This window comes from Psychrobacter sp. H7-1, assembly GCF_904846585.1.
GTDB lineage: Bacteria > Pseudomonadota > Gammaproteobacteria > Pseudomonadales > Moraxellaceae > Psychrobacter > Psychrobacter raelei.
On the sequence record NZ_CAJHBH010000009.1, the window covers coordinates 25,412 to 52,076 of the forward strand.

Here is a 26,665-nt window from a genome sequence, read left to right on the forward strand (position 1 = left end):
ATGATTGAGTGATTCCAGCTTCTCAAAATTAGAATGAAGATAATTAAAATTAAAAGTTAAAGGACATCCGAATGACCACACAAGCCCTTCCACATCGTAAAGACGTCCCTGTACATCTAACCTGGGATATGACCGCACTATATGCCACGCCAGAAGATTTCTATGCAGACCTAGATAAAGCGGGCAAGCTTGCCGATGAGCTGACCTCAGAGTCGATGCTGAATCTCACCGATGCGGTCAGTATCGTACATCTACTACAGACTTATGAAGCCTATTTGACCATTTTGTCCAAAGCAGGCACCTATGCCGGCGCCCAAAGTGCGGTAGATATGGGCGATCGTGAGCTGCAAATCAGAGCCAGAGATTTTGACTCAGAAACGGCTAAATTAAACAGCCAGACTGCAATAGTGGCGCAAACCCTAAAGCAAGCTGACGAAGCGCTGATTAAGCAAGCCATGGCCGATAATGACAAATATCGTGCTTTTTTAGCAGACTTATTGGCGCAAAAGCCTTATGCCCTAAGCTTGGAGTTAGAAACCGCACTGATGTCGTTATCGCCAGTACTCGACTTGCCGTATCAAAACTATGAGCAGTGCAAATTGGCTGATATGAGCTTCCCAGACTTTGAGGCCAATGGTCAGAGCTATCCGTTAAGCTTTTCAGCGTTTGAAAATGAATACGAAACCGCAGTCGACACCGAGTTTCGCCGTAATGCTTTCAAGGCGTTTTCAAAGCGATTACGTGAGTCTCAGCACACCATTGCTAGCAACTATTTAACCCAAGTCAAAAAAGAGAAAATCATGGCCGATATGCGCGGCTATGACTCAGTATTTGACTATCTACTGCACGATCAAAAAGTATCGCGCGCCATGTATGACGAGCACATCGATACCATTATGCAGCATCTTGCACCGCCAATGCGCCGCTACGCCAAATTGCTACAAACGGCTAATGGCATCGACAAAATGACTTTTGCTGATTTAAAAGTGCCATTGGATGCCAACTTTGTGACGCAGGTGAGTATTGAAGAGGCTAAGCAGTATTGCGTGGATGCTTTATCGTTGTTGGGCACCGATTATACTGAGATGGTAAAGCGCTCGTTTGAGGAGCGTTGGTATGACTTTGCCCAAAACCAAGGCAAGAGCACGGGCGGATTTTGTGCCTCTCCTTATGGTGAGCACTCGTATGTCTTGATGTCTTGGACGCATAACTTAGGCGATGTGTTTACCTTAATTCATGAGATTGGACATGCTGGGCATTTTTATAATGCGGGCCAGACTCAGAACTACTTAAGCTATGAGCCATCTTTGTACTTTATTGAAGCGCCTTCAACCTGTAATGAGCTGTTACTTGGCCATCATTTATTACAGCAAAATACCGATGACAAAGCGTTTCAGCGTTATGTGGTGTCCTCACTGTTATCGAACACCTATTATCATAATTTTGTGACTCATTATCTAGAAGCGTATTTTCAGCGTGAGGTATATCGTGCGGTAGATGCTGGCAAGAACTTGAGTACTGAGGATTTACATCAGTTGATGCAGTCCACATTGCAGCAGTTCTGGGGTGATGCGGTAGAGATTGATGAGGATGCGGCGCTGACTTGGATGCGTCAGCCGCATTATTATTTAGGTCTGTATTCTTACACTTATAGCGCTGGTCTGAGTATCGCCACTCAGCTGTTTAAAAAGCTGCGTCAAGGCGAGGATGTGATTGATGATTGGTTAGCTGTATTGCGAGCAGGTGGTTCAAAAACACCTAGTGAGCTTGCTAATATGATAGGGGTGGACATCACAGACAAAGCGACGTTAATTGATAGTATTGGCTTTATTGAAACGTTAATCGATCAGGCTATAGATTTAACGTAATAGATAAAAAAAGGGAGAGATTAAAGCAAATCTCTCCCTTTTTTAGGTTATTTAAGCGTGTACTAAACTTTCTTACATAAACGGTAATTTAGTGAAAATCTGTAATACGGTAGCGTTGACGATATCCACAAAGAAAGCACCTACCATAGGCACAATTAAGAAAGCTTTGTGCGAAGGCTGATAACGATCGGTGACCGCTTGCATGTTGGCAATGGCAGTCGGGGTCGCACCCATACCAAAGCCGCAGTGACCTGCTGCTAAAACGGCAGAATCATAGTCTTTACCCATAATTCTAAAGGTCACCAAGTAGGCATAACCGATCATAACTAAGGTCTGTACGACTAAGATAATCAATACAGGACCGGCAAGATCAGTCAGCTGCCAAAGTTTTAGTGACAACAATGCCATTGCCAAAAATAGGCTTAATGAAGCGTTGCCAATCACGTCAATGGCGCGGTCAAACATATGGAAGTCAAACACCATGGTCAATACGTTACGCAAGATAACACCGCCAGCCAATGCCCAAACGAAGGTGGGCAGCTCAAACCAAGTGCCTTGACCCAAATTAGTCATGATATCTGCAAAGGCTAATGACGCTGCAAATAATGCCAAAGACTCAATGGTCGAGGAGGCAGTAATCAGACGAATGTTGTCTGGTTTCTCAAAGATCTCTTTATTGCGATAAGCTTCTTCTTCATTGTGCTTGGTGCTATATAAAGATTGCTCACCGGCCAGCTTTTCAGTCGGGGTAGGGTTGGGGTTAACCTCGCCTGGTTTTACACCCAATCTGTTGATTAAACGGCGAGCTACTGGGCCACCAATCACACCACCGGCAACAAGACCGTAAGTGGCCGCAGCGATACCCAAGGTCGTTGCACCGACCACGCCGTATTGCTCTTCAAGCGTGATACCCCAAGCGCCTGCAGTACCATGACCACCGGTCAGCGCAATAGAGCCTGTCACCAGACCTAGCAGAGGATCAAGCCCCAATACACTGGCCATGGTCACACCCACCACGTCTTGCAAAATGATAAATACTGAGACCACAATGGTGAAGATTAATAGAGGGGAACCACCGGCTTTTAGGCGGCTAAAGTCAGCGCTTAGACCGATTGAGGCGAAGAACATCAGCATACAAGCGGTTTGAAGCTCCTGCTGGAAGTTAAAACTATACCCCCATATGATATTAAGTGCATAAACAATGGCGGCTGCAACCAAGCCACCTGCCACAGGCTCAGGGATGTTAAAGTCTTCTAAAAACTTCACCCTTTTTACCAAAAACCGTCCCAAGAGTAGGACGAGTGTGGCTAATATCAGCGTATAGTAGCCATTTAAAGTAACTTCCATTCATTGCTCCTTTTTATAAAAATAAAGTTACCCTCATTGGATTTCCAGCATGAGCTGCTCCAAAATAAGGTTTGCTTTGTGCATTAGACTTTAAATAGTAGTTAAAAAATAATCATTAATTTAGCCAGAGCACGGGCTTTATTGGCTTATGATAAGCGCTACTGGGCCACATCTTTTGGCTAACTATTAAGACTTTAGGTATATGGTTAAAGATTAGAAAATCACTAACTAATAGATGTTACCGAAGCGGTAAACCGTAGATAACCACAAAAGATAACCACAAACTTTAGGTATCCCTGAGGAGAGTTGCAGCTATATGTTCGACAAGCCAAATATCTGTCTTAAGCAGATCACGTGACCCACTTTCTACACACAATCAGCGTTGCCGGTTGTAGAGGATAGGCCTATATTACTAAAGATGCGGCTGTAAATCACTCTAAAACTTATTTAGATCGTTATTTAGAGGGCGCATTTTATCTCATAATTATCTTTTTAAAAAATAGCGACGCGGGTTTTGTGATGATTTTAACGCACAAGACACAGTGCCAAGCTAGGTCATAAATGATCTTAAATGGCTGAATTTGATAAGATTATGTCGCAGCCAGTTAACCTAACTGCGCCATAAAAAAATGCCAGCATTTCGCTGACGTTTTTGATAAAGGGTCTGATGGAGTTTGATTAACATAATCACTTTTATCAACCAAATTACTCCCAAAAATGACCACCTTGAGCCAATGAGCGAGGCAATCCTAGCCTAGCTACGCACCTCGCCATGACCATAGACAATCCATTTTTGAGAGGTAAGGCCATTGAGTCCGACGGGGCCACGGGCATGGATTTTGTCAGTTGAGATGCCAATTTCAGCACCCAAGCCATATTCAAAGCCATCTGCAAAGCGGCTTGAGGCGTTAATCATCACACTGGCTGAGTCCACTTCGCGAATGAAGCGCTGCGACTTACTATAGTTATTAGTGATAATCACATCAGTGTGATGGCTGCCATGGGTATTGATGTGGTCAATGGCGGCATCTAAGCCGTCTATAATTTTGACCGCTAAGATGGGTGCTAAGTATTCGGTATCCCAGTCGCTATCTGTGGCATCACTTAAGTGGCCGGCAAGCTTAGCATTGTCTTGTAAAATGGCTTTTGAGGCGGCATCTAAGCGAAGCTGCATGGCGTCATCGGCTGCGACAATGGCCTCGGCTATCTGAGGTAACAGCTCATTAGCAATCGCTTGATCTACCAACAAGGTTTCCATGGTATTACAGGTGCCGTAGCGATGTGTCTTGGCATTAACACTGACCTTAATAGCAATCTCAGGGTCGGCATCACTGTCAATAAAGGTGTGGCAGTTGCCATCTAAATGCTTAATAACCGGCACGCGCGCATCTTGGCTAATACGGGCAATCAGGCCCTTGCCGCCACGTGGCACAATCACATCAACATATTCTGTTAAGGTAATCAGCTCTCCCACTGCGGCGCGGTCTGTGGTCTGTAACACCTGAACACCGTGCTCAGGCAGACCGGCCTGTTTTAGGCCAGATAAGATATATTTGGCAATCGCTTGGTTTGACTCATAAGCTTCTGAGCCGCCGCGTAAAATAATGGCATTGCCAGATTTTAGTGCCAAAGAAGCGGCCTCTAACGTCACATTGGGACGAGACTCATAAATCATGCCCACCACGCCCAAAGGTACCCGCATTTTACCCAGCTGAATACCAGAAGGACGGTAAGTCATGTCAGTGACTTCACCAATAGGGTCAGGCAAAGCAGCCACATCTTTTAGGCCTTGTAGCATCGCCTCAAAGCGAGATTCATTAAGTGCCAAGCGGTCAAGTAGGGCAGCATCTAAGTTGTTGCTTCGGCCCTTGTCCATATCGATTTTATTGGCGGCTAATATTTCGTCTTTGGCCTGTTTTAATTGCTCATAAATAATTAACAAAGCGGCATTTTTGTCACCGGTATTAGCGGCAGCTAACTGTCTTGAGGCATCTCTTGCCTGTTTACCAACTTGCTGCATATAGGCTTTTATATCACTGATGGCTTGTGTCATTGTTGTCTCCTGATGCTTTTTTGCTTATTGATTGGGGTTGTTTTTTATAAAAATAAGATGAGGTTTAACATAAAGCAGATGTCCCTAATAGTAAAGTGACCACACAAAACTTGACAGTGATTTTTGGGCATAATCCACCGCATAAAGGCATCACAACATTTGCCTATGTGTGGCTAATAAGCGACAATATGCAGTTTTATTGGGCTATTTTGATCGCCCATAATTGAGCATTTTTATCATCACAGCTGCTATAGGCTTTAATACATCGTATTTTTTGAGGCGATTGTCTATTAATCTGCTTATTCAAAAGCCTTGCAGTGTTATAATCTCTTCTCAAACTTATTTTGGATGCGTGCCACTGTTATGCCACACACTACTTCAGATCGACCCATTGCCCTTGATTTGCAAAATATTCATAAAAGCTACGGCTCGCTTGAGGTATTAAAAGGGGTCTCCCTCACCGCTTATGATGGCGATGTCATCTCAATTTTGGGCTCATCAGGCTCAGGCAAGTCTACGTTACTGCGCTGTATTAACCTGCTCGAAAAGCCCAACCAAGGCACAATTACCTTAGGGGGTGAGTCGCTTAATTTGGTACCGGGTAAGTCAGGCGAACTACAAGCAGCCAACAGAGCCCAGCTTGAGAGCTTCCGTGCGCGCGTCGGTTTTGTTTTCCAAAACTTCAACTTATGGCCGCACAAAACCATCATTCAAAACATCATCGAAGGCCCAACACAGGTGCTAAAAATCAGCAAAGATCAGGCCATTAGTGAGGCTGAGCAGCTGTTAAAAAAAGTTGGGCTACTGGATAAAAAAGATGCCTACCCTGACAACTTATCAGGAGGTCAGCGTCAGCGTGTGGCCATTGCCCGTGCGCTGGCGATGAACCCGCAAGTCTTGTTATTCGATGAGCCGACATCTGCTCTGGATCCTGAGCTGGTCAATGAGGTGCTAGCAGTGATGCGTGATTTAGCAGCAGAAGGGCGCACCATGCTGATTGTGACCCACGAAATGCGCTTTGCCCGTGACGTGTCCTCACAAGTGGTGTTTTTGCATCAAGGCCGTATAGAAGAGGCGGGTACACCAGAGCAGGTATTTGATAATCCAAAATCTGCTCGGGTTCGTGAGTTTATGGCCTCACATCGCGCTGATGCCAATAAGCTGCCTTTAAATTAGTTGGCCCAGACTGTAATCCCAGCTTTTTAGATAGATGAATAAAAAAGAGTGTGTGCTTCTTAAAGTGCGCATTCTTTTTTTTGGCTTATACAAGGCTTGAGCGCCGCATCCGCTTTTTTTGCGGGCATAACTGGGGTTGGAATGAGTGAAGTAAAGCATCGAAATGATTTGTTTTTAGCCCATTGCTCATGTATTATTTTTGTTTATAAAGTTTTACACAACTATTTTTCATTATATAGCCAGTCTCACCACAGTCGTACCACGAAAATCTAGTAATCTGGCCTAGGTAATACGCTTTGTCGTGAGTTATTTTTTTTATACGGCTCAAGTGGTATAAGTTCGGCTAAATCCATATCTAATAATCGATACCCCTTAATTCGTGCTTGATGAGCGCTTAATTAATCCAAATTAATCACGTTAAGCCAATTAAATAAGCAATAAGCCAATGTTGGCTTCGGAGAAACAACCCATGAAGTTATTTGAAAAAAAGTTATCACGAACGAGCTTGTCTGTTTTAGCCTTAGCCGCCGTAGTGGGGCTAACGGGCTGTTCAAAGTCTGAAGATACCAAAGCGGGCGAAGCCACTTCAGCAGAAGGTAAAACCATTCGCATTGCGACAGAAGGGGCCTACCCTCCGTTCAACTACACCAATAATGATGGCAGCTTAGGCGGCTTCGATGTTGATGTGGCCAATGCTGTGTGTGAACAGATGAAAGCCAAATGCGAAATCGTTGCTCAAGACTGGGACGGTATTATCCCTGGTCTATTGGCCAATAAGTACGATGCCATTATCGCCGGTATGTCCATCACACCAGAGCGCGCGGCAACGGTTGATTTTAGTGCGCCTTATTTCTCAAATACCATGGTTTGGTTGGCCAAAAAAGACGGGAGTTTTAGCCCTGATGATGTGACCAATAAAGACTTAGGCAGCCAGCGCTCAACCACTTTAGGCGAGTATTTGCTAGATAACTTCGATGGCAAAGATGGCAACAAGGTTAACTTGTATGATACCTATGAAAATGCCTACCTTGACCTAAAATCAGGGCGCGTAGATGCCGTATTGGCAGAAAAAGTATCTGCAGCTGATTGGTTACCTGAGAATCCTGACTACGCCGTCATTGGTGAAGAGATTGATAACGACGATCACTTAGGGATTGCACTGCGCAAAAACGACCCTCTAAAAGCTGAGTTTGACAAAGCCATTGAAGCGATCCGTAGCAATGGCAAATTGGCTGAGATTGAAGCGGCTAATTTTGGCAAATAATTAAGCCACTTAGTTATCGCAGAGCATTAAAGATTATTCAATGGCTATGAGACACTTGTTAAATAGCCATTAAACGGTTATCAAATTTTATCTAAAGTTAGGACTTATCATGACAACTTTCCCAAAAGCAAAAAGTAAATGGGCTGTATTATCTATGGCCTTATCTGGTCTGATGCTGGCCGCTTGTAACAACAGCCAAGCGCCTGCTGATGCCGAAACTGGCGCAGCTGAGGCAGCTGATAGCGCAGGTCAGACTATCCGTATCGCTACCGAATCAAGCTATAAGCCTCTTAGCTATACCGATGCTGATGGTAAGTTAATCGGCTTCGAGATCGACTTAATCCATGCCTTATGTGATGAGATGAAAGCCAAGTGTGATATCAGCTCACAAGAGTGGGATGGCTTAATTCCAGGGCTTCAAGCCAAGAAGTTCGATGCCATTATCGCTGGTATGTCTATTACCCCTGAGCGTCTTGAAAAGGTCGATTTTACTGACCCTTACCTAAATAACGGCCTTATCTTAGTGGCCAAAAAAGGTGAGAACGTTAGCGTAAAAGATGATTTTAGTAATATTCCAGTCGGTGCTCAGCGCGCCACCATCGCCGCTCAGTATATCGAAGCGTCGCATCCTGAAGCTAAAGTAAGCTTATATGACACCCAAGAAAATGCTTATCTAGATCTCACTTCAGGTCGTATTCGTGCCTTGTTCTCAGACAAAGTTACTGCCGCCTATTGGTTAACCAGTGAAGAGGGCAAAGCTTTTGAACAAAAAGGTGAAGAGTTCAATAGCGATGATGCGATGGGTATCGCTGTGCGTAAAGGCGATGCGCTGGCCGGTAAGTTCAACCAAGCATTAGCCGCGATTAAAGAAAGTGGTAAATATGATGAGATTTCGGCGCCTTACTTTGGTACCAGCAACACCGCTGCGGCCCAAAAAGCGGCTGCTCAATAGGCCATTATCTCTATCCATTGCTGTCTATTGTAAGACAGCAATATAAGCACATTAGCGCCTGAGGCAATGATAAGGTGCTGGTATTGCTGGCTGAAATCGTAAGTCTTTAATTGGCCATCTGGTTTTGATGGGGCAGATAAGGCGATAAGATTTCAGGCCAGCTTTTTTTAGATTTTTATAAGGACGTAAGGATGGTTAACTCACTACCTGCCGCGGCTCAATTCAAAAAAAGCCGTTTGCTTAAAGGCACCGCCACTGTCATGGCCACACTATCATTGTCGCTACTTTTGAGTGGTTGTAATAACCAACAGACTGAAGCGGACGATAAAGCTGCGGGCGCACAGGAAGAACAAAAAGTGCTGCGCATTGCCACTGAAGGCGCTTATGCACCCTTTAATTACACCGATGCTGAGGGTAATTTACAAGGATTTGATGTCGATATTGCCAACGCCTTATGTGAGCAAATGAAGGTGAGCTGTGAGATTCAGGCTCAAGATTGGGAAGGCATTATTCCAGGTTTAAAAGCCAAAAAATACGACGCCATTGTGGCCGCCATGTCAGTGACTCCAGAGCGCTCACAACAAGTCGACTTCACCGACCCTTATTTTACCAATGCCTTGGTGTTTATTGCCAGTAAAGACAGCACATTTGATCCCAGTCACAGCGATAATATAACCAGCAGCAAGATTGCCGCTCAGCGCTCAACCATCTCATCTCAGTGGTTAGAGTCTACCTATCCCAAGGCCAATATGCAGCTGTATGACACCCTTAACAATGCCTTTTTGGACTTAGAGTCTAATCGTGTTGATGCCATGATTTCTGACAAACTACCGGCGATAGAATGGTTAAGCAAAAACAACTCACAGTTTGAAGTTAAAGGGGCGGATATCGAAATTGATGATAACTTTGCCATTGCGGTGCGCAAGCAAGATGCACTAAAAGAGCAGCTCAATGAAGCGTTGGCTGCGATTAAAGCCAATGGCACTTATGATCAAATTAAAGACAAGCATTTTTCGATCAAATAATCAGTGACATAAATAGCCAAAGTGACAAGTAAGTGCGTAAGCTTTAGGGCTAATTTAGAACAATTAATATGAAACAAAGACAGCCTCACTAAGCAGTGGGGCTTTTTTATGCCCAAAAATTGACTTAAGCAGTCAAATAAGCGCCATCGTCAGCGCATCTTATACTTAACGAACCCTAGTAGAATATGTTAGAATTCGCCGCTTGCATGTTTTTTATATGAAAAACTCGTCTCAGTGTGTTCTCCATGCTTAATGACAGCCGCCAGATTGAAGACGGGTCAATGAGCGTTCGGTTTAACGGCTCTTGTCAGCGCTTCTTTCCTTCTACTTCTCATTATTTAGGTATCTTCTCACGTGTTTGATTTGCAAGGTTTTGGACATCTCTTACTTAGTGGCTCGTTGATTACCATCAAACTTGCTTTATCAAGTCTTGCAATAGGTTTGGTATTGGGGCTATTGGGCGCTACTGCGAAGCTCTCAAAAATTTGGATATTACGTAAGTTGGCGACGGTATATACCGCGACCATGCGTGGCATCCCAGAGCTGTTATTAGTGCTGTTTTTATACTACGGCGGCTCCATGCTGATTATGGCCATATTACAAAAATTTGGCTATAACGACTATGTGGAAGTGAGTCCGTTTTTGGCAGGTGTGTTGGCACTATCTATTGCCTTTGGGGCGTATGCGACCGAAGTGTTTCGCATGGCGATCCAAGAGATTCCCAAAGGGCAATGGGAAGCAGCTGAAGCCATAGGTATGAAGCCAATGCAGCTTTATTTTCGCATCATAGTGCCCCAAGTTTGGCGCTTGGCGCTGCCAGGTCTGGGAAACTTGTTTTTGGTATTGTTAAAAGATACGGCACTGGTTTCTGTGGTGGGGCTAAAGGACATCATGTACCATGCGGCGCGCGGGGCACAGGCCACGCAGCAGGCCTTTACCTTTTATATGGCGGCCGCTTTTATTTATCTGGGTCTAACCATAGTGGTGACCGCCTTTATGATGTGGCTTGAGTGGCGGGCCAACCCGTCAAAACGCTATGCAAAAAAATTGGCAAAGCAGCAAGTTTCACACTCACTAGATGCAGCACAAGGGTAGGGGGCAATTATGGATTGGAATTGGCAAGTAATTTTTACATACCTACCTGATTTACTAAGTGGGGTTGTGCTGACCACGCAGTTGGTGGTTATCTCTGGTGTACTTGGCCTGTTTTTTGGACTGGGTCTGGCATTATTGCGCTTATCGGCTAGTCGCTGGGTTCAAGTGCTGCCATTTTTGTATATATTCTTTTTCCGCGGTACACCGCTGTTGGTACAGATTTTCTTGATTTATTATGGTCTGTCACAGTTCGAGTTTATCAAAGACTCAGCGCTGTGGGAGCCGGTGTTAAAGCAGCCATTTTGGTGTGCAATTATCGCCTTTACTTTAAATACCAGTGCTTATACTGCTGAGATTATTCGCGGGGCCATTCAGTCTATTCCACCTGGGGAATTGGAGGCAGCTGACGCCATAGGTATGTCGCGTTGGCAAAAACTTACCCGAATTACCTTGCCGCGTGCTTTTGGCATCATGCTACCTGCCTACAGTAATGAAGTTATCTTTATGCTAAAAGGCAGCTCGCTTGCCATGACCATTGCGTTAATGGATATTACGGGTATTGCTAAGACCATCAGTGCGCGCACCTATACCATCTTTGAGCTGTATTTTGCGGCAGGTTTAATCTATTTAGTGTTGTCTTGGGTGATTTTATTAACCTTCCGCTTCTTAGAGAAGCGTATGAATCGTCATCACACTTATGTACCACCTGAGGTGGCGACCACCACCATTCCTTAGTCCCTGATAAGCTAGTTACTTCATATAAGCGGCTAACCCTCACATTAAGTCAAAAGCCAGTGCCATAATCGCACTGGCTTTTTTGTCATCTGGGTGTCATAAATCTTTAAACAAGCTGTCATCTCATCGCAGTAGGCTAGGGCACTGTACTCTTTGTCCAGAGTTATCCCCCGTTGAACATTTTTTTGAGGAATTTATGATACGCCGCCCAGTTGCCCTTTGTTCTAGCCAAGACAGCATTCGCCAAACACCGACTGACATAAACTTAGACTTCGCTGATCACGCCAATATTGAAAAATCCGGCAGCAAATTGGCCAATATGTCAGCGACTCGCCGCAGTGTGATTGCCTTTTTGGCCGGTGTGCCCATGCTACCTTTGGCAGGCTGCAATACCTCAGCTCGCCTCAATGCTGTGCCTGTTGCAACCGGCGCTGCGCCTTTAGCTAAGGCGATTAAACAGGTGAGATTTTTGGGTATGCAAGCGCCGTCGCTCGCCAATCCTGAGCAGATGGCCACAGTCTATGTCGATTCAAAAATGCAGGCAGAATTCACCGATGGCAGCACTCAAGTATTTGATTTGGCTTACACGCCGTTTTTTGTGACCGGTGATATGGTGCCCGATGGTCTAGGAGGACTCACCCGTGCTGGCCAGTTGTACGACATCAATAACCGACCGTTATATGATGCGTCAGCAGGCGAGCCGATGCCTTTTTATTCTAATTGCCCAGATGGCTCTTCATTGATTGCTGTTAAAGGCGCTCGTGTACCGGGCGTAAAAGGCAATACAGTATTTGCGGTAGTGCAATTTGAATATGCCAGCATGAACCGTGCCGGTAAGGACACCTGGGGTCGCCTGCCATCTCCTATTGCAGTACTTACTTTGGATCAAAACCCAAATACTGGTGAGCTGAGCTTGGTGAAGTATCATAATGTTGATACCTCAGCTGTACATGGTCTATGGATTACTTGCGGTGCCTCATTGTCTCCTTGGGGTACTCATTTATCCTCTGAAGAGTATGAGCCGGATGCCCATAATTTAGCAAAGCAAGATGGGGGTAAGTTTTTGGATTTTAGTCAAGCGCTTTATGGCGATCAAAACAAAGCCAATCCTTATCATTATGGTCATATGCCAGAGGTGTTTGTTAATCCAGACGGTACAGGCTTTGTCAAAAAACACTATAACTTGGGACGTATCTCACATGAATTGATACAGATGATGCCAGATGAGCGTACTGCTATCATGGGCGATGATGCCACAAATGGCGGTCTGTTTATGTTTGTGGCCGACAAGCCCAGAGACTTATCAGCTGGTAATTTATACGTCGCAAAAGTCACTCAGACGTCAGCTAAGGGTGTGGGCACAGGCGAATTTACCACGCGCTGGATTCATTTAGGTCACGCCACCAGCAGCGAAATTGAAGCGATGGCCAACAGCTTTAAGCCTGAAGATATCATGAGCGTTAAATACACTGACCCAAAAGATGCCAGCTATACCAAGATTTATTATGGCGGCAAACCTAACTGGATTAAATTAAATACCAGCAACAGGCATGCTGAAAAAGCCGCTGCCTTCTTAGAGACCCATCGTTATGCGGCGCTAAAAGGTGCTTCTATGGCCTTTACTAAAATGGAGGGGACCACGGTGAATGTCAAAGATAAAATCGTATATTCGGCGATGGCAAGGATTGAAAAATCTATGGTCGATCCTACTAAATATGGTGACTATGATGTGCACGTGGCTGAAAATAAGTCAGGTGCAGTCTATGCCCATCAGCTGCGCAGTGGCCAAGTGACCCTAAATACTAAGCAGCCTATCCACTCAGATTGGGTGCCAGTCAGTATGGCTGTACCACCGAATTTGGCCGGTCAAGATATCGAGGCGGATGCGTTGGGCAATCAATCGCATCCGGATAAAGTGTCTTGTCCGGATAACTTAAAATTCTCCGAAAAAATGCGCACGCTATTTATCGGTGAAGACTCAGGCACCCATGTTAATAACTTTTTATGGGCCTACAATGTAGATACTCATGAATTGGTCCGCATTTTATCGACACCAGCTGGTGCAGAGTCAACCGGCCTTCATGCAGTAGATGAAATGAATGGCTATACGTATATTATGAGTAATTTTCAGCACTCAGGTGAAGGGATCGAAAAAAACACTAAAGTGGCCGCTCAAGTTATGCCATTCATTAAGCGCAATTATAAAGATACTTATGGGGCAGCTGTGGGTTATTTAGGCTTTAAGCTTGGTGGCAATCGTTAAAGCAGCAAACCGTTAAAGACAAGCCAATCTTTAATTGTGAAAATAAAGTTATGATAATTGTACTAAAAACAAACCTCAAGTTAACACTTGGGGTTTTTACTTTATCTAAATTAACAGATAATATGAGGCTATCCCAACTTATAAAATATAACTATTATGTCAAACAGCACTTCACCCACATCGCCTGCTTCTGAAGACTTATCGCAGCAATATTCTTTATATGAGACGTGTGAGCTTATTAATGCGTCCAATCCGGTGTATTTAGAGGACTTGCACCAGCAGTTAGACCATCTAGATTACCTCGATGAAAATGCCCTAATTAATATGGCCTATGAGCCGAGTGCGCCATCAAAAAAACCACCACTGTCGGTGAGCAATGTACTTGAGGGTCTGGTGCAGCTTGCTACCACAGGTGCGGTGGGGGCTACTGAGATTATTGAGGCCATACACTCTGAGATTCTCTTGCGTCCTTTGGGCCGCTTTAATGAAGATCATCTCAATCGTTGGCAGCAAGGAGTGACTCGCAGATTGTACAATGTGGTGCGCTATACCATGCAAAGTGTAGGCCGTGGTGTCACGAGCAGCAGCATGCAGCTGTACCGAAAAAGCCTCAGTAATCAAAAACGTCGCCTACTTCCTGAACGTCTAAAGCAGCTGGTTAACGTGATTAATGGTATGGTTGGCGATCATCTGGTTGCTCGCGACAATCCACTGGCGGTGCCCATGGTGCTCTATGATAGATATGGTCAACCGCTAGGCGCTAAGGCAGATCCGTTGTGCGGGCGTGTGATTGTGTTGTGTCATGGTCTGTGCTTGAGTTATCTAAGCTGGCATCCTTGTGAAGAGGACAGCTTAGGTGAGCATATTGCACTGAGTATCCCTAAAAGTACGGTGCTTTACTTAGATTACAATACGGGTAGACGCATCTCCCAAAACGGTCATAATTTGGCCAATTTACTACAGCAACTGGTCATAAAAAATCCAGACATTACCCAAATAGATTTAGTAGGCTATAGCATGGGGGGACTGGTGTCTCGTAGTGCGCTGTTTTATGGTGAGCAAGAGCGCCAAGATTGGGTAGCGCGCGTGGGTAACTTAGTAACCATAGGCTCACCGCATCAAGGCGCCATACTTGAGCGCATCAGCTATCACCTATTAGATATTATGGCCAAAGTGCCCTTTGCAGGTTCGTTATCTAAGCTTGGTGATATACGTAGTGCCGGTATTATTGACCTTCGTCATGGCTGTATTCGCGATGAGGATTGGAAGGGGCTTAAAGTACGGGATGTATTGCCCGAAGACTTTCGCCATCCGACCAAGTTGCCACGTCACATCAATACCTTTTTTATTGCCGGCTCTATTGCTGAGGGGGTGTATGAATCTAAGGCGAGTAACTTGGTGGGTGATGGCTTGGTGATGATAGAATCGGCGCTCGGGGAGGCTGGCAAGACTCATGAAAATCATCATTTATATGTGCCTGAGGGTCGAAAAGCGGTGTTTTATGGGGTCAATCACATCAACTTGCAGTACGATGAGAGTGTGCATAATCAAGTCAGTGAGTGGTTACAGGCCAATAGAGACAGTGAGTCAGCCTTAAAGCCGCGTATTCACTCCTTTCCTGATGAGATTGAGGTGGTGGTCTAATACCGCGCAATCATAAGATGCGCCTATGACAAAGTAATCACGGCCATAATCGCTGTCACAAAACCACGCAGAAATTAAAAATCCCCCTTAGGCTCGAGCCTAAGGGGGAGGTATATTTTGGGGTAATTAACCGCTTAACGCTTAAGCAAAGATGTGCTCGACATCCTCTTTGGTAAACTTGTAGATAGAGCCACAAAAACCGCAATCCATCTCAAAGGTACCGCCTTGCTCCTCTACAATCTCTAAAACTTCTGCTTCGCCGATTTGCAAAATAGCCCCTTCACATTTTTCACGTGAGCAGGTGCAGCCAAATTCTAAAGAGATAGGCTCAGGGGCGACCACACTCTCTTCGTTGTATAAGCGGTAGATGATTTCGCTGGCCTCCAAGGTGGTTAGCTCTTCAAACTTTAAGGTACGCGTCAATAAGGTCAAGCGGGTCCATAGATCATCATCAATACCGGCCGTTTCATCTTGCTCAATAGCGTGTTGTTCCTCGGCAGTGCGGGGCAGCATTTGTACCAAGATACCACCAGTTTGCAGGCCATCACAAGCCAAGTTAATCAAAGTTGGGATTTGTGCCGATTGCAATTGATAATGGGCCAAGCATTCAGCTAAGTTGTCATGACTGCGCTCAACGATACCTTGATAAGCTTCGCCGCGCTCAGGTTGAATGTTGATAAACATGACGCCTTTGCCCACAGCACCGAGCTCAGCAAAAGCATCATCGGCAGTCGCCTTGTTCGCCCAAGCTTGCTGCTGCTCTTCGGTGTCTTGCTTCCAGCTGGCTAAAGCGCGAATGATGCCAGACTGATTGCATTCAGCCATTGCCCAGTTCAATAAGCTGCTCTCATCAGAGGACTGCAACTGGATAGATAAGCTACCCTCAATTTTTAGGGTACCAATTAATAAGCTGGCTGCAGTTAGCATCTCACCAAGCAAACGCTTAATAGACTCAGGGTAGGGTTTTTGGGCAGTAATGGTGGCATAGCTTTGCTTTAAGCGCACCACATCGCCGCGTACAGGAGAGTCAGCGATAAAAAAGCGTTGGCGTAAATCAGTAAGTTCGGTCATAGGGGGTCTCAATTAATTATATAGAGCAGTTGTCTGCTAGATAGACTCATCTTTCATGCAATGTCATTTATATTGGGGTAACGGGGTATTTATCAACATAAAAATTCGCTCACAGATAAGTTTTTTATCACTAAAGCCTAGCACAGAGGCGAGCCACCTTAGTTAACAGGGATATTGTGGAGGTGAATTTATCGGATTTAGTTAATTAATGATGAACTAAGTTATTGTTATTAGTAGTAGTTGTTGACACCAGTTGTCATTAGCCTTTATATTAGAACAGGAAACAACGCTAACCTAGAATAAACCGCAGTTTTTTAGAAGTAAGTGGTTGTTTTAAAATATGAAAGATGATGCGTTATCTGTCATATATCGCAGATATATTATTAAATGGATTTAGGTCATTATGGGGGATGATTGTGCCATCAACCTACAGATTGTAGGCTGCACAGTCGCATACCATAGTGACATTTTTTATCGAACTTTTTATCCAATATTGCAACGAAAGGATTCGTTATGTTTGGCTCTACCTCTTTTTCACATCCCTCCAATAACATCGATTCTTCCTCTGTTTCTATAGATTTAGATACGATCCCTCGCATTAGTATGGGCGCCAAATCGAGTAATGCGCCGCTTAAGCTGAGCCAAGATCAAGGCCCCCAGACGGCGTTAATCGAAGTCACTATTGGTGACTTTTTTGATGCCGTGGTAGAAAAATATCCCGATCAAGAAGCCCTAGTGGTGTGCCATCAAGGCATACGTTGGACTTACCGCGAGCTGCAACAAAAGGTCAATCAACTGGCCAGCGCTATGATTGAAATGGGTCTGGAGATTGGTGATCGCGTTGGTATCTGGTCACATAACAACGCTGAATGGCTGCTTATGCAATTGGCCACTGCCAAGGTAGGCGTGATTTTAGTAAATATTAACCCCGCCTACCGTAGCTTTGAGCTGCAATATGCGCTAAATAAATTGGGCTGCTCAGCTTTGGTGCTTATGCGCCATTTCAAAACCAGTGATTATGCCAATATCATTCGCGAATTATGTCCTGAGATTTATCACAAGCAGTACACCCAATTAGACTTGGTTGAGATACCTACTGTTGAGCGTATTATCTGGATTGATGAGCCAGACACGGATGAGACGTTTGGCTTTATGCAAAAATTCTCAGAGTGGATGAAAGAGGGCGATGCTAATGATCCACGGGTGGCTGAGCGTCAGGCCAAATTAAAAAATACTGATCCCATCAACGTTCAGTTCACCAGTGGCACCACAGGTACCCCAAAAGGGGCAACCTTGACGCATCGCAATATCTTAAACAATGGCTATTTTATTGGCGAGGCGATGGATTTAGGGCCTGAGGATCGCTTATGTATCCCAGTGCCGCTATACCACTGCTTTGGTATGGTGCTTGGTAACCTTGCGATTTTGACCCATGGCGGCTGTATTGTCTATCCCAATGATGGCTTCGAGCCGCTTAGCGTGTTGCAAGCGGTACAAGATGAGAAATGCACCGCACTGCATGGTGTGCCCACCATGTTTATTGCGGAGCTTGATCACCCAGACTTTGGCAAATACGATTTGTCGACCCTTCGTACTGGTATCATGGCCGGCTCAAGCTGCCCCATTGAGGTGATGCGCCGCGTCATCGATGAGATGCACATGAGCGAGGTCACCATCGCTTACGGCATGACCGAAACCAGCCCCGTATCTTGTCAGACCAACAAACACACCCCACTTGATAAACAAGTCTCTACTGTGGGCTTAGTGCAGCCTAATTTAGAGGTGAAAATTGTCGATACCCAGACCGGAGAGGTAGTGCCTATCGGTGAAACAGGTGAGCTATTAACCCGTGGCTATTCGGTGATGAAAGGCTATTGGGGCAGCCGCTTTAAGACCCGCGAAGCCATTCAAGATGGCTGGATGCACACCGGCGACTTAGCCACCATGGATGAAGACGGTTATATTAAAGTGGTTGGCCGCAGCAAAGATATGGTTATTCGCGGCGGTGAAAACATCTATCCGGTAGAAATTGAGAACTATTTATACCGCCATCCAAAGATTAGTGACGTGCAAGTTGTGGGCGTTCCTGATAAAAAATATGGCGAGGTACTGGCAGCCTGGATTATTGCTAGAAAAGGCGAGCAGCTGACAGAGGATGAGGTTAAGCAGTTTTGTAGAGACAACATCGCGCATTACAAAGTGCCACAGTACTTCCGCTTTGTTGAAGAGTACCCGATGACCATTACCGGTAAAATCCAAAAATACAAGATCACGGAAATGATGATTGAAGAGCTGGGATTATAACTACCCAGCATTTGTAACCATTAATTATAAATAACCGCCACCTGATGTATGTGCCTAGCTTAGTTGAGCATTGAGCATAAAAGGTGGCGAGCAAAATCATAGATAAGGGATGTCATGAGTGCCATTATTACCAGTAAGCTGAGTCCAAATTCCAAAGAGTTTGCCGACAATACTGCTGCCATGCAGGCAGTGGTTGACGACCTACACGCGCACCTAAAAAAGATTGCTCAAGGGGGTCCTGAGCGAGCACGTGCCAAACATTTGGCGCGAGGTAAGCTGCTGCCACGTGAGCGGGTTGAACGCTTGCTAGATCCAGGCACTGCTTTTTTGGAAGTGGCACCCATGGCAGCCTTTGATATGTATGATGCTGACATTCCGGCGGCAGGCGTGATTGCTGGTATTGGCCGTATTAATGGTATTGAGTGCATGATTGTCTGTAATGATGCCACTGTCAAAGGCGGCACTTACTATCCGATGACCGTCAAAAAGCATCTACGCGCGCAAGAAATCGCCCAAGAGAACAACCTGCCTTGTGTGTACTTAGTCGACTCAGGCGGTGCCAACTTACCCAATCAAGATGAGGTATTTCCTGATAAAGAGCACTTTGGTCGTATCTTCTTTAACCAAGCCAACATGAGTGCCGCCGGTATTCCGCAAATTGCCGTAGTGATGGGCAGCTGTACCGCAGGCGGTGCTTATGTACCGGCGATGAGTGATGAATCTATCATCGTAAAAGACCAAGGTACTATTTTTTTAGGCGGTCCGCCACTGGTGAAAGCGGCAACTGGTGAGGTGGTGAGTGCTGAGGACTTAGGCGGTGGTGATGTGCATACCCGTCTGTCTGGTGTGGTCGATTATCTTGCACAAAATGATCTACACGCCTTATCGCTGGCACGTGATATTGTCGGTAACCTAAATCGTCCGCCAAAACAAATCCCCAATCAAATTGAGCCACGTGAGCCAAAATATGATGCCAAAGAGCTGTATGGCGTGATTCCGACCGATACCCGTAAGCCGTTTGATATTCGTGAAATCATCGCGCGTATTGTAGACGCCAGTGAGTTTGATGAATTTAAGGCCCGATTTGCGACAACGCTGGTTTGTGGTTTTGCTTATATTGAAGGTATGAAAGTCGGTATTATTGCCAACAATGGTATTTTATTTAGTGAGTCGGCTCAAAAAGGTACCCACTTTATTGAGCTGTGCTGTAAGCGCAATATTCCATTGGTATTCTTGCAAAATATCACCGGCTTTATGGTTGGTCGCAAGTATGAGAACGAGGGTATCGCCCGTCATGGTGCGAAGATGGTAATGGCGGTTGCCAATGCCAAAGTGCCTAAGTTCACAGTCATTGTTGGCGGCTCATTCGGTGCTGGTAACTATGGTATGTGTGGCCGAGCGTATAGCCCAAGATTCTTATGGATGTGGCCGAATGCACGCATCTCAGTGATGGGCGGTGAGCAAGCAGCGTCAGTATTGGCCACAGTCAAACGTGACAATATTGAGCGCAAAGGTGAAACCTGGAGCGCTGAGGAAGAAGAAGCGTTTAAAGCCCCGTACAAAGAGATGTACGAAAAACAAGGTCATCCTTATTATGCCAGCGCCCGCTTGTGGGATGATGGGGTGATTGATCCAGTCGATACTCGAAAGGTATTGGCCTTGGGGTTAAGTGCCGCTTACAACGCTGAAATTGAAGAGACCAAGTTTGGTGTGTTTAGAATGTAAACCTAAGCCTTCATTAAATTAACCTGAGAGCCTTATGATTTAGGCTTAGGACTTACGCAAAGCACAGTATTTAATAGGCGACTGGGTATTGTTTGTGAAGCCTCTGGAACTACCGTACAGCAATCGAATAAATGATACCCAGTCGCAATAACGCTTAATTTCTGCGTAAGTCCTAAGGGTGTTAGATTAAACACAGACCCAATCATTTCATGAATGCAAAAATAAGAAGATAACGAGAAACTTATGACAACCAGCTTACCCTCTCAATTAGCGCCGTTAGCTGAGCTTGATACCTTAAACGTCAGCGTCGAGGATTATATTGCTACCGTCACTCTGGCGCGCCCAGACAAGCGTAATGCCTTTAATGATGACGTCATTGAAGAATTAAACCAAGCGTTTACCCACCTAGGCAATAGCGATGCAGTGCGAGTTATTGTGTTAGCAGCCGAAGGTAAGGCATTTTGCGCAGGCGCCGATTTAAACTGGATGCGTGCCATGGCTGATTATAGCCGTGATGAGAACCTTGCAGATGCCGATAAACTGGCACAAATGCTCAAGGTGATTTACACCTGTCCTAAGCCGACCGTTGCCGCCATTCAAGGCGACGTTTATGCTGGTGGTATTGGTCTTGTCTCTGCCTGTGATATGGCGATAGCAGTCGACTCAGCCAACTTTTGTCTTAGTGAGGTGCGTCTAGGATTGGTGCCAGCTACCATTAGCCCTTATGTGATTAGAGCAATGGGTGCTCGAGCGGCACACCGATATTTTTTGACCGCTGAAGTTTTCGATGCACCAGAGGCAAAGCGTATCGGACTTATTCATGAGACTGTGGCTACTGATAAACTGGATGAGACAGTCGCTTTCATTACCAAAAAGCTGCGTAACAACAGCCCCAATGCGGTTAAAGAGTGCAAAAAGCTGCTGCACTATGTCGCAGGAGAAACCATTGATGAGGCTTTAATTGCCCAGACCGTAGCTGGTATTGCCGATATCAGAGCCTCTGCTGAAGGTAAAGAGGGCGTGCAGTCCTTCTTGCAAAAGCGCAAACCTAATTGGTTAAATTGATAGTAACTACTAATTACTAACTACTTTTGGGACAAGACGACGATGCAAGGAAAGTGCTTGTGTGGCAATATTGAATTTAGCTGTGATGTCTCTACTACGCCGCTTAAAATTTATCAGTGTCACTGCTCCTTATGCAAAAAACAATCTGGTTCAAGCGCTAACTCAGCTACGATTATCGAAGCCACTCATTTTCAATGGACAAAGCGGCATAATATAAAGATTTGGAAAAAGCCGACTGGATTTAGTGCCCACTTTTGTGGTGAATGTGGCTGCCCAGTGCCAAATGACTTTGCGGGTAAATATGTATGGATATCTGTCGGTCTGCTGGAGATGGCTGACCGCTCAGTTACGGTAGAGGTCGTCGCGAATTTTTGTTTACGCTCAAAGTCTGATTGGCATAGCATCGATTCAGAAGCCGCTAATTTTGAGGGGTTACCCCCATTTAAAGAGGTGTTAGCGCTTTTGAGCTAACTGTGCTTTTATCAGCCAGATATCAAACCTGCTAAGACCTCAGATTAAAAGTTAATTCATTAATAGCCATGTAATAAATTCTACTCTTAAATTTTGCAATATAGATTAAACGATAAGGACTGTCATGTTTTCTAAAATACTCATTGCCAACCGCGGAGAGATCGCCTGCCGAGTGGCCGCAACAGCCAAGCGCATGGGCGTTCGCACTGTCGCTGTATACTCTGATGCCGACCGTTATGCCAAGCATGTCAGTGTCTGTGATGAAGCTGTCTATTTAGGCGGCTCAGCGCCAAAAGACAGTTACCTCAAAGGCGACTTGCTGATAAAGATTGCGCAGCAGACAGGGGCTGAGGCCATCCACCCCGGTTATGGGTTTTTAAGTGAAAACGCCTCTTTTGCCAAGGCGTGTGAGGAGGCCGGTATTGTCTTTATTGGCCCTTCTGCGGCGGCAATTACTTCTATGGGTTTAAAGGCGGAGTCAAAGCAGCTGATGGAAACCGCTGGCGTGCCATTGATTCCCGGTTATCATGGCAGCAACCAGGACCCTGAGTTTTTATTGCAGCAAGCGGACCGGATCGGTTATCCGCTGTTAATCAAAGCCAGCTCAGGTGGCGGCGGTAAAGGTATGCGCTTGGTTGAGCGCCGTGAGGACTTTATCAGTCTGTTAGATTCGTGTCGCCGCGAAGCCATCACCAGCTTCGGCAATGACGCGGTATTAATTGAAAAATATGCCTTAAATCCACGTCATATCGAGATTCAAGTCTTCGGTGACAGTCATGGCAATTATGTGCATCTGTTTGAGCGCGACTGCTCGGTGCAGCGCCGCCACCAAAAAGTACTAGAAGAAGCCCCTGCACCCAATGTTGATGAGGCGATGCGTCAGGCCATGGGTACTGCTGCGATTAATGCTGCGCGTGCGGTCGACTATGTCGGCGCCGGCACCGTCGAGTTTATTGTCGAGCAGCGACCAAGCGCCGATGGTAAAGTTGAGATGAATTTTTACTTCATGGAGATGAACACCCGTTTGCAAGTAGAGCATCCGGTGACCGAAGCTATTACCGGTATGGACTTGGTAGAGTGGCAGCTTATTGTGGCGGCAGGCGGTGAGATTCCGGTCAAACAACAAGACTTGGTTATTAACGGCCATGCCATTGAGGCGCGCATCTGTGCTGAAAACCCAGACAATGGTTTTTTACCTGCTACAGGCACACTGTTTACCTATCGTAAGCCTGTGCACACGGCCTTTAGTGTTAGTGCGGTGCGAGTCGATGATGGGGTAGAAGAGGGTAATGTGATCAGCCCCTTTTATGACTCAATGATTGCCAAATTAATTGTGCATGCGCCAACCCGTGAGCAAGCCTTGGCAAAATTAGATCAGGCCTTGGCGCAAACTCGTATTGTGGGGCTGCCCAATAATGTGGCGTTTTTACGTCATATCCTAGCCACGCCATCTTTTAGTCAAGCCAAGCTAGATACGGCATTGATTGAGCGTGAAAAAGAGCGCTTATTTGACCAGCAGCCTTTGTCATTGCAAACGCTGGTTTCAGCCGCGGTTATCAACAAACTAAACCAAGAGCAGCGAGCCGGCCATGCGAACGTGACCACACAAAATGCAGATCCCTTTATCAAGTTTGGCGGCTGGCGCGGCTATAGCGACTATCAGCGCCAATTTGATCTGGTAGTAACGCAAGGCGATAGCGAGCAGACCTATCAAGCAGTTATCCGTCACGTTGAGCCGTTAAATCAGCAAACCGGCCAAAGCTTTGAGCTGACTATTAATCTGCTAAACTCAGACGCTGATGCCAAGCAAAGCGTTCAAAGCTGTTATCAAGGTCAAGTACAGTATCAAGCGGACGATGAGCACAGCTATGTGGTATGGCTAGAAGGTCAGCGTATTAGATTACAAAGCTTTACTGAAAATGAAACGGTACACGTCTTTACCGACAGCGGCAGTGGTGAGATTGTATTAATCGATGCCATGGCGCATGTTGATGGCGATACCCAAGCTGTCGGTAGTTTAAAATCACCGATGCCCGGTCAAGTGGTGGCCTTTAAAGTGGCCGCTGGCGATAGCGTAAAACAAGGTCAACCTTTGGCGGTGATTGAAGCGATGAAGATTGAGCACACCATTAATGCGCCTGCCGATGGGGTGGTGGCTGAGCTGTTATTTGCGCCAGGCGATTTGGTGGCAGATGGAGATGAGCTGCTGCGTCTGGATACCGAGTAGCTATATATAACCAATCGACTCACTTTGCATAAACGCCATAGACATAACCTTTATAAAAAAGAGTACGCCAATGAATGTTCCAGATAGTGTTCAAATTATTGATGTCAGTCCCCGTGATGGACTGCAAAATGAAAAGCAAACCGTGCCCACTGAGATAAAGTTTGAGCTCATTGAAGGCCTAATTGATGCCGGCATTAAAAAGCTTGAGGCGACAAGCTTTGTCTCCCCAAAATGGGTGCCGCAGATGGGCGACAACAGTGAGCTTATGCAGCTGATTAATCAGGCGCGTCATCCTGAGGTTTGCTACTCGGTACTGACTCCTAATATGCGCGGTTTTGAGGGTGCTTTAAAATTTGCTGCAGATGAGGTGGTCATCTTTGGCTCAGCCAGCGAAACCTTTAGCCAAAAAAACATCAATTGCAGTATTGATGAGAGTATCGAGCGCTTTGCCCCCGTGGCAGCAGCAGCCAAGGCGGCGGGTATTAAAGTACGTGGGGTTATCTCGTGCGCCGTGGGCTGTCCTTATGAGGGTGAGATTGCACCAAGTCAGGTGGCTTATGTGACCAAGCGCTTGGTTGATATTGGTGCTGAACATATTGGGGTTGCCGACACGATCGGCGTTGGCACACCCATTAAAGTACAAAATGCGCTAAAAGCTGCCATGCAGTACATCGATGTCAAAGACATTTCAGGTCATTTTCATGACACGTATGGGCAAGCATTGGCCAATATCTTGACCTCGCTTAGCTTAGGCGTGGCGCAGTATGATACTTCAGTTGCAGGCTTAGGCGGCTGTCCCTATGCAAAAGGCGCTACTGGCAATGTGGCCACAGAAGATGTGGTGTATATGCTGCACGGCATGGATATCGATACCGGCGTTGATTTAGACAAACTGATCCATGTGGGTCAGCGTATCAGTGATTTTTTGGGGCGTAATAATGGCTCAAGAGCAGCCAAGGCTTTGTTGGCGAAGCTGCAAGATTAGCAGCATATAATACTTAACTTCATTCTCCACCGACATAAAAAAGGATATTTATGAGTTTACCAGGATTAGATTTTCAATTGGGCGAAGACATTCAAGCACTGCGCGATTCTGTGAGAAGTTTTGCTGAAAAAGAGATTGCCCCACGCGCTGCTGATATTGATAGTAGTGATGAGTTCCCAATGGATTTGTGGCAGAAGATGGGTGATCTGGGGCTGCATGGTATCACAGTCCCTGAACAATACGGCGGCGCTGATATGGGCTATGTGGCACACATGGTGGCCATGGAAGAGATTAGCCGGGCTTCTGCCTCAGTCGGTCTAAGTTACGGCGCCCATTCCAACTTGTGTGTGAACCAGATCAAACGTAATGGCAGTGAGTCACAAAAGCAGAAGTTTTTACCCAAGCTCATTAGTGGTGAATTTGTCGGTGCTTTGGCGATGAGTGAGCCGGGTGCCGGCTCTGATGTCACCAGCATGAAGCTGCGTGCTGAAGCAAAAGATGGCGGCTATGTGCTAAATGGCAGTAAGATGTGGATTACCAATGGTCCAGATGCTGATGTCATGGTGGTTTATGCCAAGACCAATCCAGAGCTTGGCGCTAAAGGCATCACTGCTTTTTTAGTAGAAAAAGGTATGCCAGGATTTGGTACCGCTCAGAAGCTAGATAAGCTTGGCATGCGTGGCAGCCATACCGGTGAAATGGTCTTTGATAATGTATTCGTCCCTGAAGAGAACATAATGGGCGGTCTAAACAATGGCGTTCAGGTATTAATGAGTGGCTTAGACTACGAGCGTGCCGTATTGGCGGCCGGTCCGGTGGGTATTATGCAAGCAGTGATGGACAATGTCATTCCTTATATCCACGACCGCAAGCAGTTTGGACAATCTATTGGTGAGTTTCAATTAATCCAAGGTAAAGTGGCGGACATGTATACTATTTTGCAAGCCGCTCGCAGCTTCTTATACACTGTCGGCAAAAACTTGGATATGTTAGATAAGCGCGGAGCAGGTCATAGCCGTGAAGTACGCAAAGATTGTGCCAGTGTGATCCTGTGGTGTGCGGAAAAAGCCACTTGGATGGCCGGTGAGGGCATTCAAATCTTTGGCGGTAATGGCTATACCAACGAATACCCACTGGGCCGTTTATGGCGTGATGCCAAACTGTATGAAATCGGTGCCGGTACCAGCGAGATTCGCCGTATGCTTATTGGCCGTGAGTTATTTAACGAAACCAAATAGCCTATACTCCCGCTAACAATGCAATTAAAAGCGCTCCATCTTTAGGATAGGGGCGTTTTTTTTGGTAAAATTTGTTGTTTTGACCTATAGTGGTCAATGACATATTGACGTCATTAAAATAATTGCCCAATAATAAATTACTTATAAATAGCTTTTA

The 26,665-nt window shown here is 45.7% G+C and carries 19 protein-coding genes; 16 read left to right on the forward strand and 3 right to left on the reverse strand.

The annotated features are described in order from the left end of the window. Nucleotides 1-71: 71 nt before the first annotated feature. On the forward strand, nt 72-1,868 hold the full coding sequence (gene pepF / locus JMX92_RS04710; RefSeq protein ID WP_201544215.1) for an oligoendopeptidase F: 1,797 nt from the start codon (nt 72-74) through the stop codon (nt 1,866-1,868). A 72-nt stretch (nt 1,869-1,940) separates the two neighbouring features. Here the strand turns inward: pepF and gltS are convergent, their stop codons facing one another. Together gltS and JMX92_RS04720 are read right to left on the reverse strand one after the other, a co-directional pair. Then, nucleotides 1,941-3,215 carry a sodium/glutamate symporter gene (gltS, locus tag JMX92_RS04715; protein ID WP_011961293.1) on the reverse strand — a complete coding sequence of 425 codons (1,275 nt, stop codon included), beginning with the start codon at nt 3,213-3,215 and terminating at the stop codon, nt 1,941-1,943. A gap of 754 nt (nt 3,216-3,969) precedes the next feature. Continuing rightward, the gene (locus tag JMX92_RS04720) at nt 3,970-5,268 is read right to left on the reverse strand and encodes a glutamate-5-semialdehyde dehydrogenase (protein WP_201544216.1); all 1,299 of its coding nucleotides are present in this window, start codon (nt 5,266-5,268) and stop codon (nt 3,970-3,972) included. 363 nt (nt 5,269-5,631) lie between these two features. Here JMX92_RS04720 and JMX92_RS04725 point away from each other — a divergent pair, with 363 nt between their 5' ends. The 8 genes from JMX92_RS04725 to JMX92_RS04760 all read left to right on the forward strand — a co-directional run bounded on the left by JMX92_RS04725 (nt 5,632) and on the right by JMX92_RS04760 (nt 15,422). Then, nucleotides 5,632-6,444, forward strand: a complete 813-nt coding sequence (locus JMX92_RS04725; RefSeq protein ID WP_041773361.1) for an ABC transporter ATP-binding protein — start codon at nt 5,632-5,634, stop codon at nt 6,442-6,444. Between the two features lie 469 nt (nt 6,445-6,913). Next, nucleotides 6,914-7,708 (forward strand): transporter substrate-binding domain-containing protein, encoded by a 795-nt coding sequence (locus JMX92_RS04730; RefSeq protein WP_110817041.1) that lies wholly within the window; start codon nt 6,914-6,916, stop codon nt 7,706-7,708. 109 nt (nt 7,709-7,817) lie between these two features. Further along, nucleotides 7,818-8,660 carry an ABC transporter substrate-binding protein gene (locus tag JMX92_RS04735; protein WP_011961288.1) on the forward strand — a complete coding sequence of 281 codons (843 nt, stop codon included), beginning with the start codon at nt 7,818-7,820 and terminating at the stop codon, nt 8,658-8,660. Between the two features lie 260 nt (nt 8,661-8,920). Next, nucleotides 8,921-9,685, forward strand: a complete 765-nt coding sequence (locus JMX92_RS04740) for an ABC transporter substrate-binding protein (protein WP_413786856.1) — start codon at nt 8,921-8,923, stop codon at nt 9,683-9,685. 354 nt (nt 9,686-10,039) lie between these two features. Then, nucleotides 10,040-10,780, forward strand: a complete 741-nt coding sequence (locus JMX92_RS04745) for an ABC transporter permease (RefSeq protein ID WP_011961286.1) — start codon at nt 10,040-10,042, stop codon at nt 10,778-10,780. A 9-nt stretch (nt 10,781-10,789) separates the two neighbouring features. Further along, a complete protein-coding gene (locus tag JMX92_RS04750; protein ID WP_201544218.1) occupies nt 10,790-11,515 on the forward strand; it encodes an ABC transporter permease in 726 nt (241 codons plus the stop codon). A gap of 319 nt (nt 11,516-11,834) precedes the next feature. Next, nucleotides 11,835-13,778: a PhoX family protein gene (locus JMX92_RS04755; protein WP_201544254.1), complete on the forward strand. Its 1,944-nt coding sequence runs from the start codon at nt 11,835-11,837 to the stop codon at nt 13,776-13,778. 156 nt (nt 13,779-13,934) lie between these two features. Beyond that, nucleotides 13,935-15,422 (forward strand): esterase/lipase family protein, encoded by a 1,488-nt coding sequence (locus JMX92_RS04760; RefSeq protein ID WP_201544219.1) that lies wholly within the window; start codon nt 13,935-13,937, stop codon nt 15,420-15,422. A gap of 141 nt (nt 15,423-15,563) precedes the next feature. Here JMX92_RS04760 and JMX92_RS04765 read toward each other — a convergent pair whose 3' ends face one another. Next, nucleotides 15,564-16,493 (reverse strand): Hsp33 family molecular chaperone HslO, encoded by a 930-nt coding sequence (locus tag JMX92_RS04765; RefSeq protein WP_011961282.1) that lies wholly within the window; start codon nt 16,491-16,493, stop codon nt 15,564-15,566. A 603-nt stretch (nt 16,494-17,096) separates the two neighbouring features. Here JMX92_RS04765 and JMX92_RS04770 point away from each other — a divergent pair. From JMX92_RS04770 to JMX92_RS04800, 7 genes are all read left to right on the forward strand, one after another. Beyond that, entirely contained in the window at nt 17,097-18,797 is a 1,701-nt protein-coding gene (locus JMX92_RS04770) for an AMP-binding protein (protein ID WP_201544256.1), read from the forward strand. Nucleotides 18,798-18,911: 114 nt separating this feature from the next. Then, the gene (locus tag JMX92_RS04775) at nt 18,912-20,522 is read left to right on the forward strand and encodes a carboxyl transferase domain-containing protein (protein WP_201544220.1); all 1,611 of its coding nucleotides are present in this window, start codon (nt 18,912-18,914) and stop codon (nt 20,520-20,522) included. A gap of 243 nt (nt 20,523-20,765) precedes the next feature. After that, nucleotides 20,766-21,587 carry an enoyl-CoA hydratase/isomerase family protein gene (locus JMX92_RS04780; RefSeq protein ID WP_201544222.1) on the forward strand — a complete coding sequence of 274 codons (822 nt, stop codon included), beginning with the start codon at nt 20,766-20,768 and terminating at the stop codon, nt 21,585-21,587. A gap of 42 nt (nt 21,588-21,629) precedes the next feature. Then, nucleotides 21,630-22,058: a GFA family protein gene (locus JMX92_RS04785; RefSeq protein ID WP_201544224.1), complete on the forward strand. Its 429-nt coding sequence runs from the start codon at nt 21,630-21,632 to the stop codon at nt 22,056-22,058. A 124-nt stretch (nt 22,059-22,182) separates the two neighbouring features. Next, nucleotides 22,183-24,285, forward strand: a complete 2,103-nt coding sequence (locus JMX92_RS04790; protein ID WP_201544226.1) for an acetyl/propionyl/methylcrotonyl-CoA carboxylase subunit alpha — start codon at nt 22,183-22,185, stop codon at nt 24,283-24,285. A gap of 70 nt (nt 24,286-24,355) precedes the next feature. Next, nucleotides 24,356-25,270, forward strand: coding sequence for a hydroxymethylglutaryl-CoA lyase (locus JMX92_RS04795; RefSeq protein WP_201544228.1), 915 nt, complete (start codon nt 24,356-24,358; stop codon nt 25,268-25,270). Between the two features lie 50 nt (nt 25,271-25,320). Further along, a complete protein-coding gene (locus JMX92_RS04800) occupies nt 25,321-26,508 on the forward strand; it encodes an isovaleryl-CoA dehydrogenase (protein WP_011961275.1) in 1,188 nt (395 codons plus the stop codon). Nucleotides 26,509-26,665 lie beyond the last annotated feature (157 nt).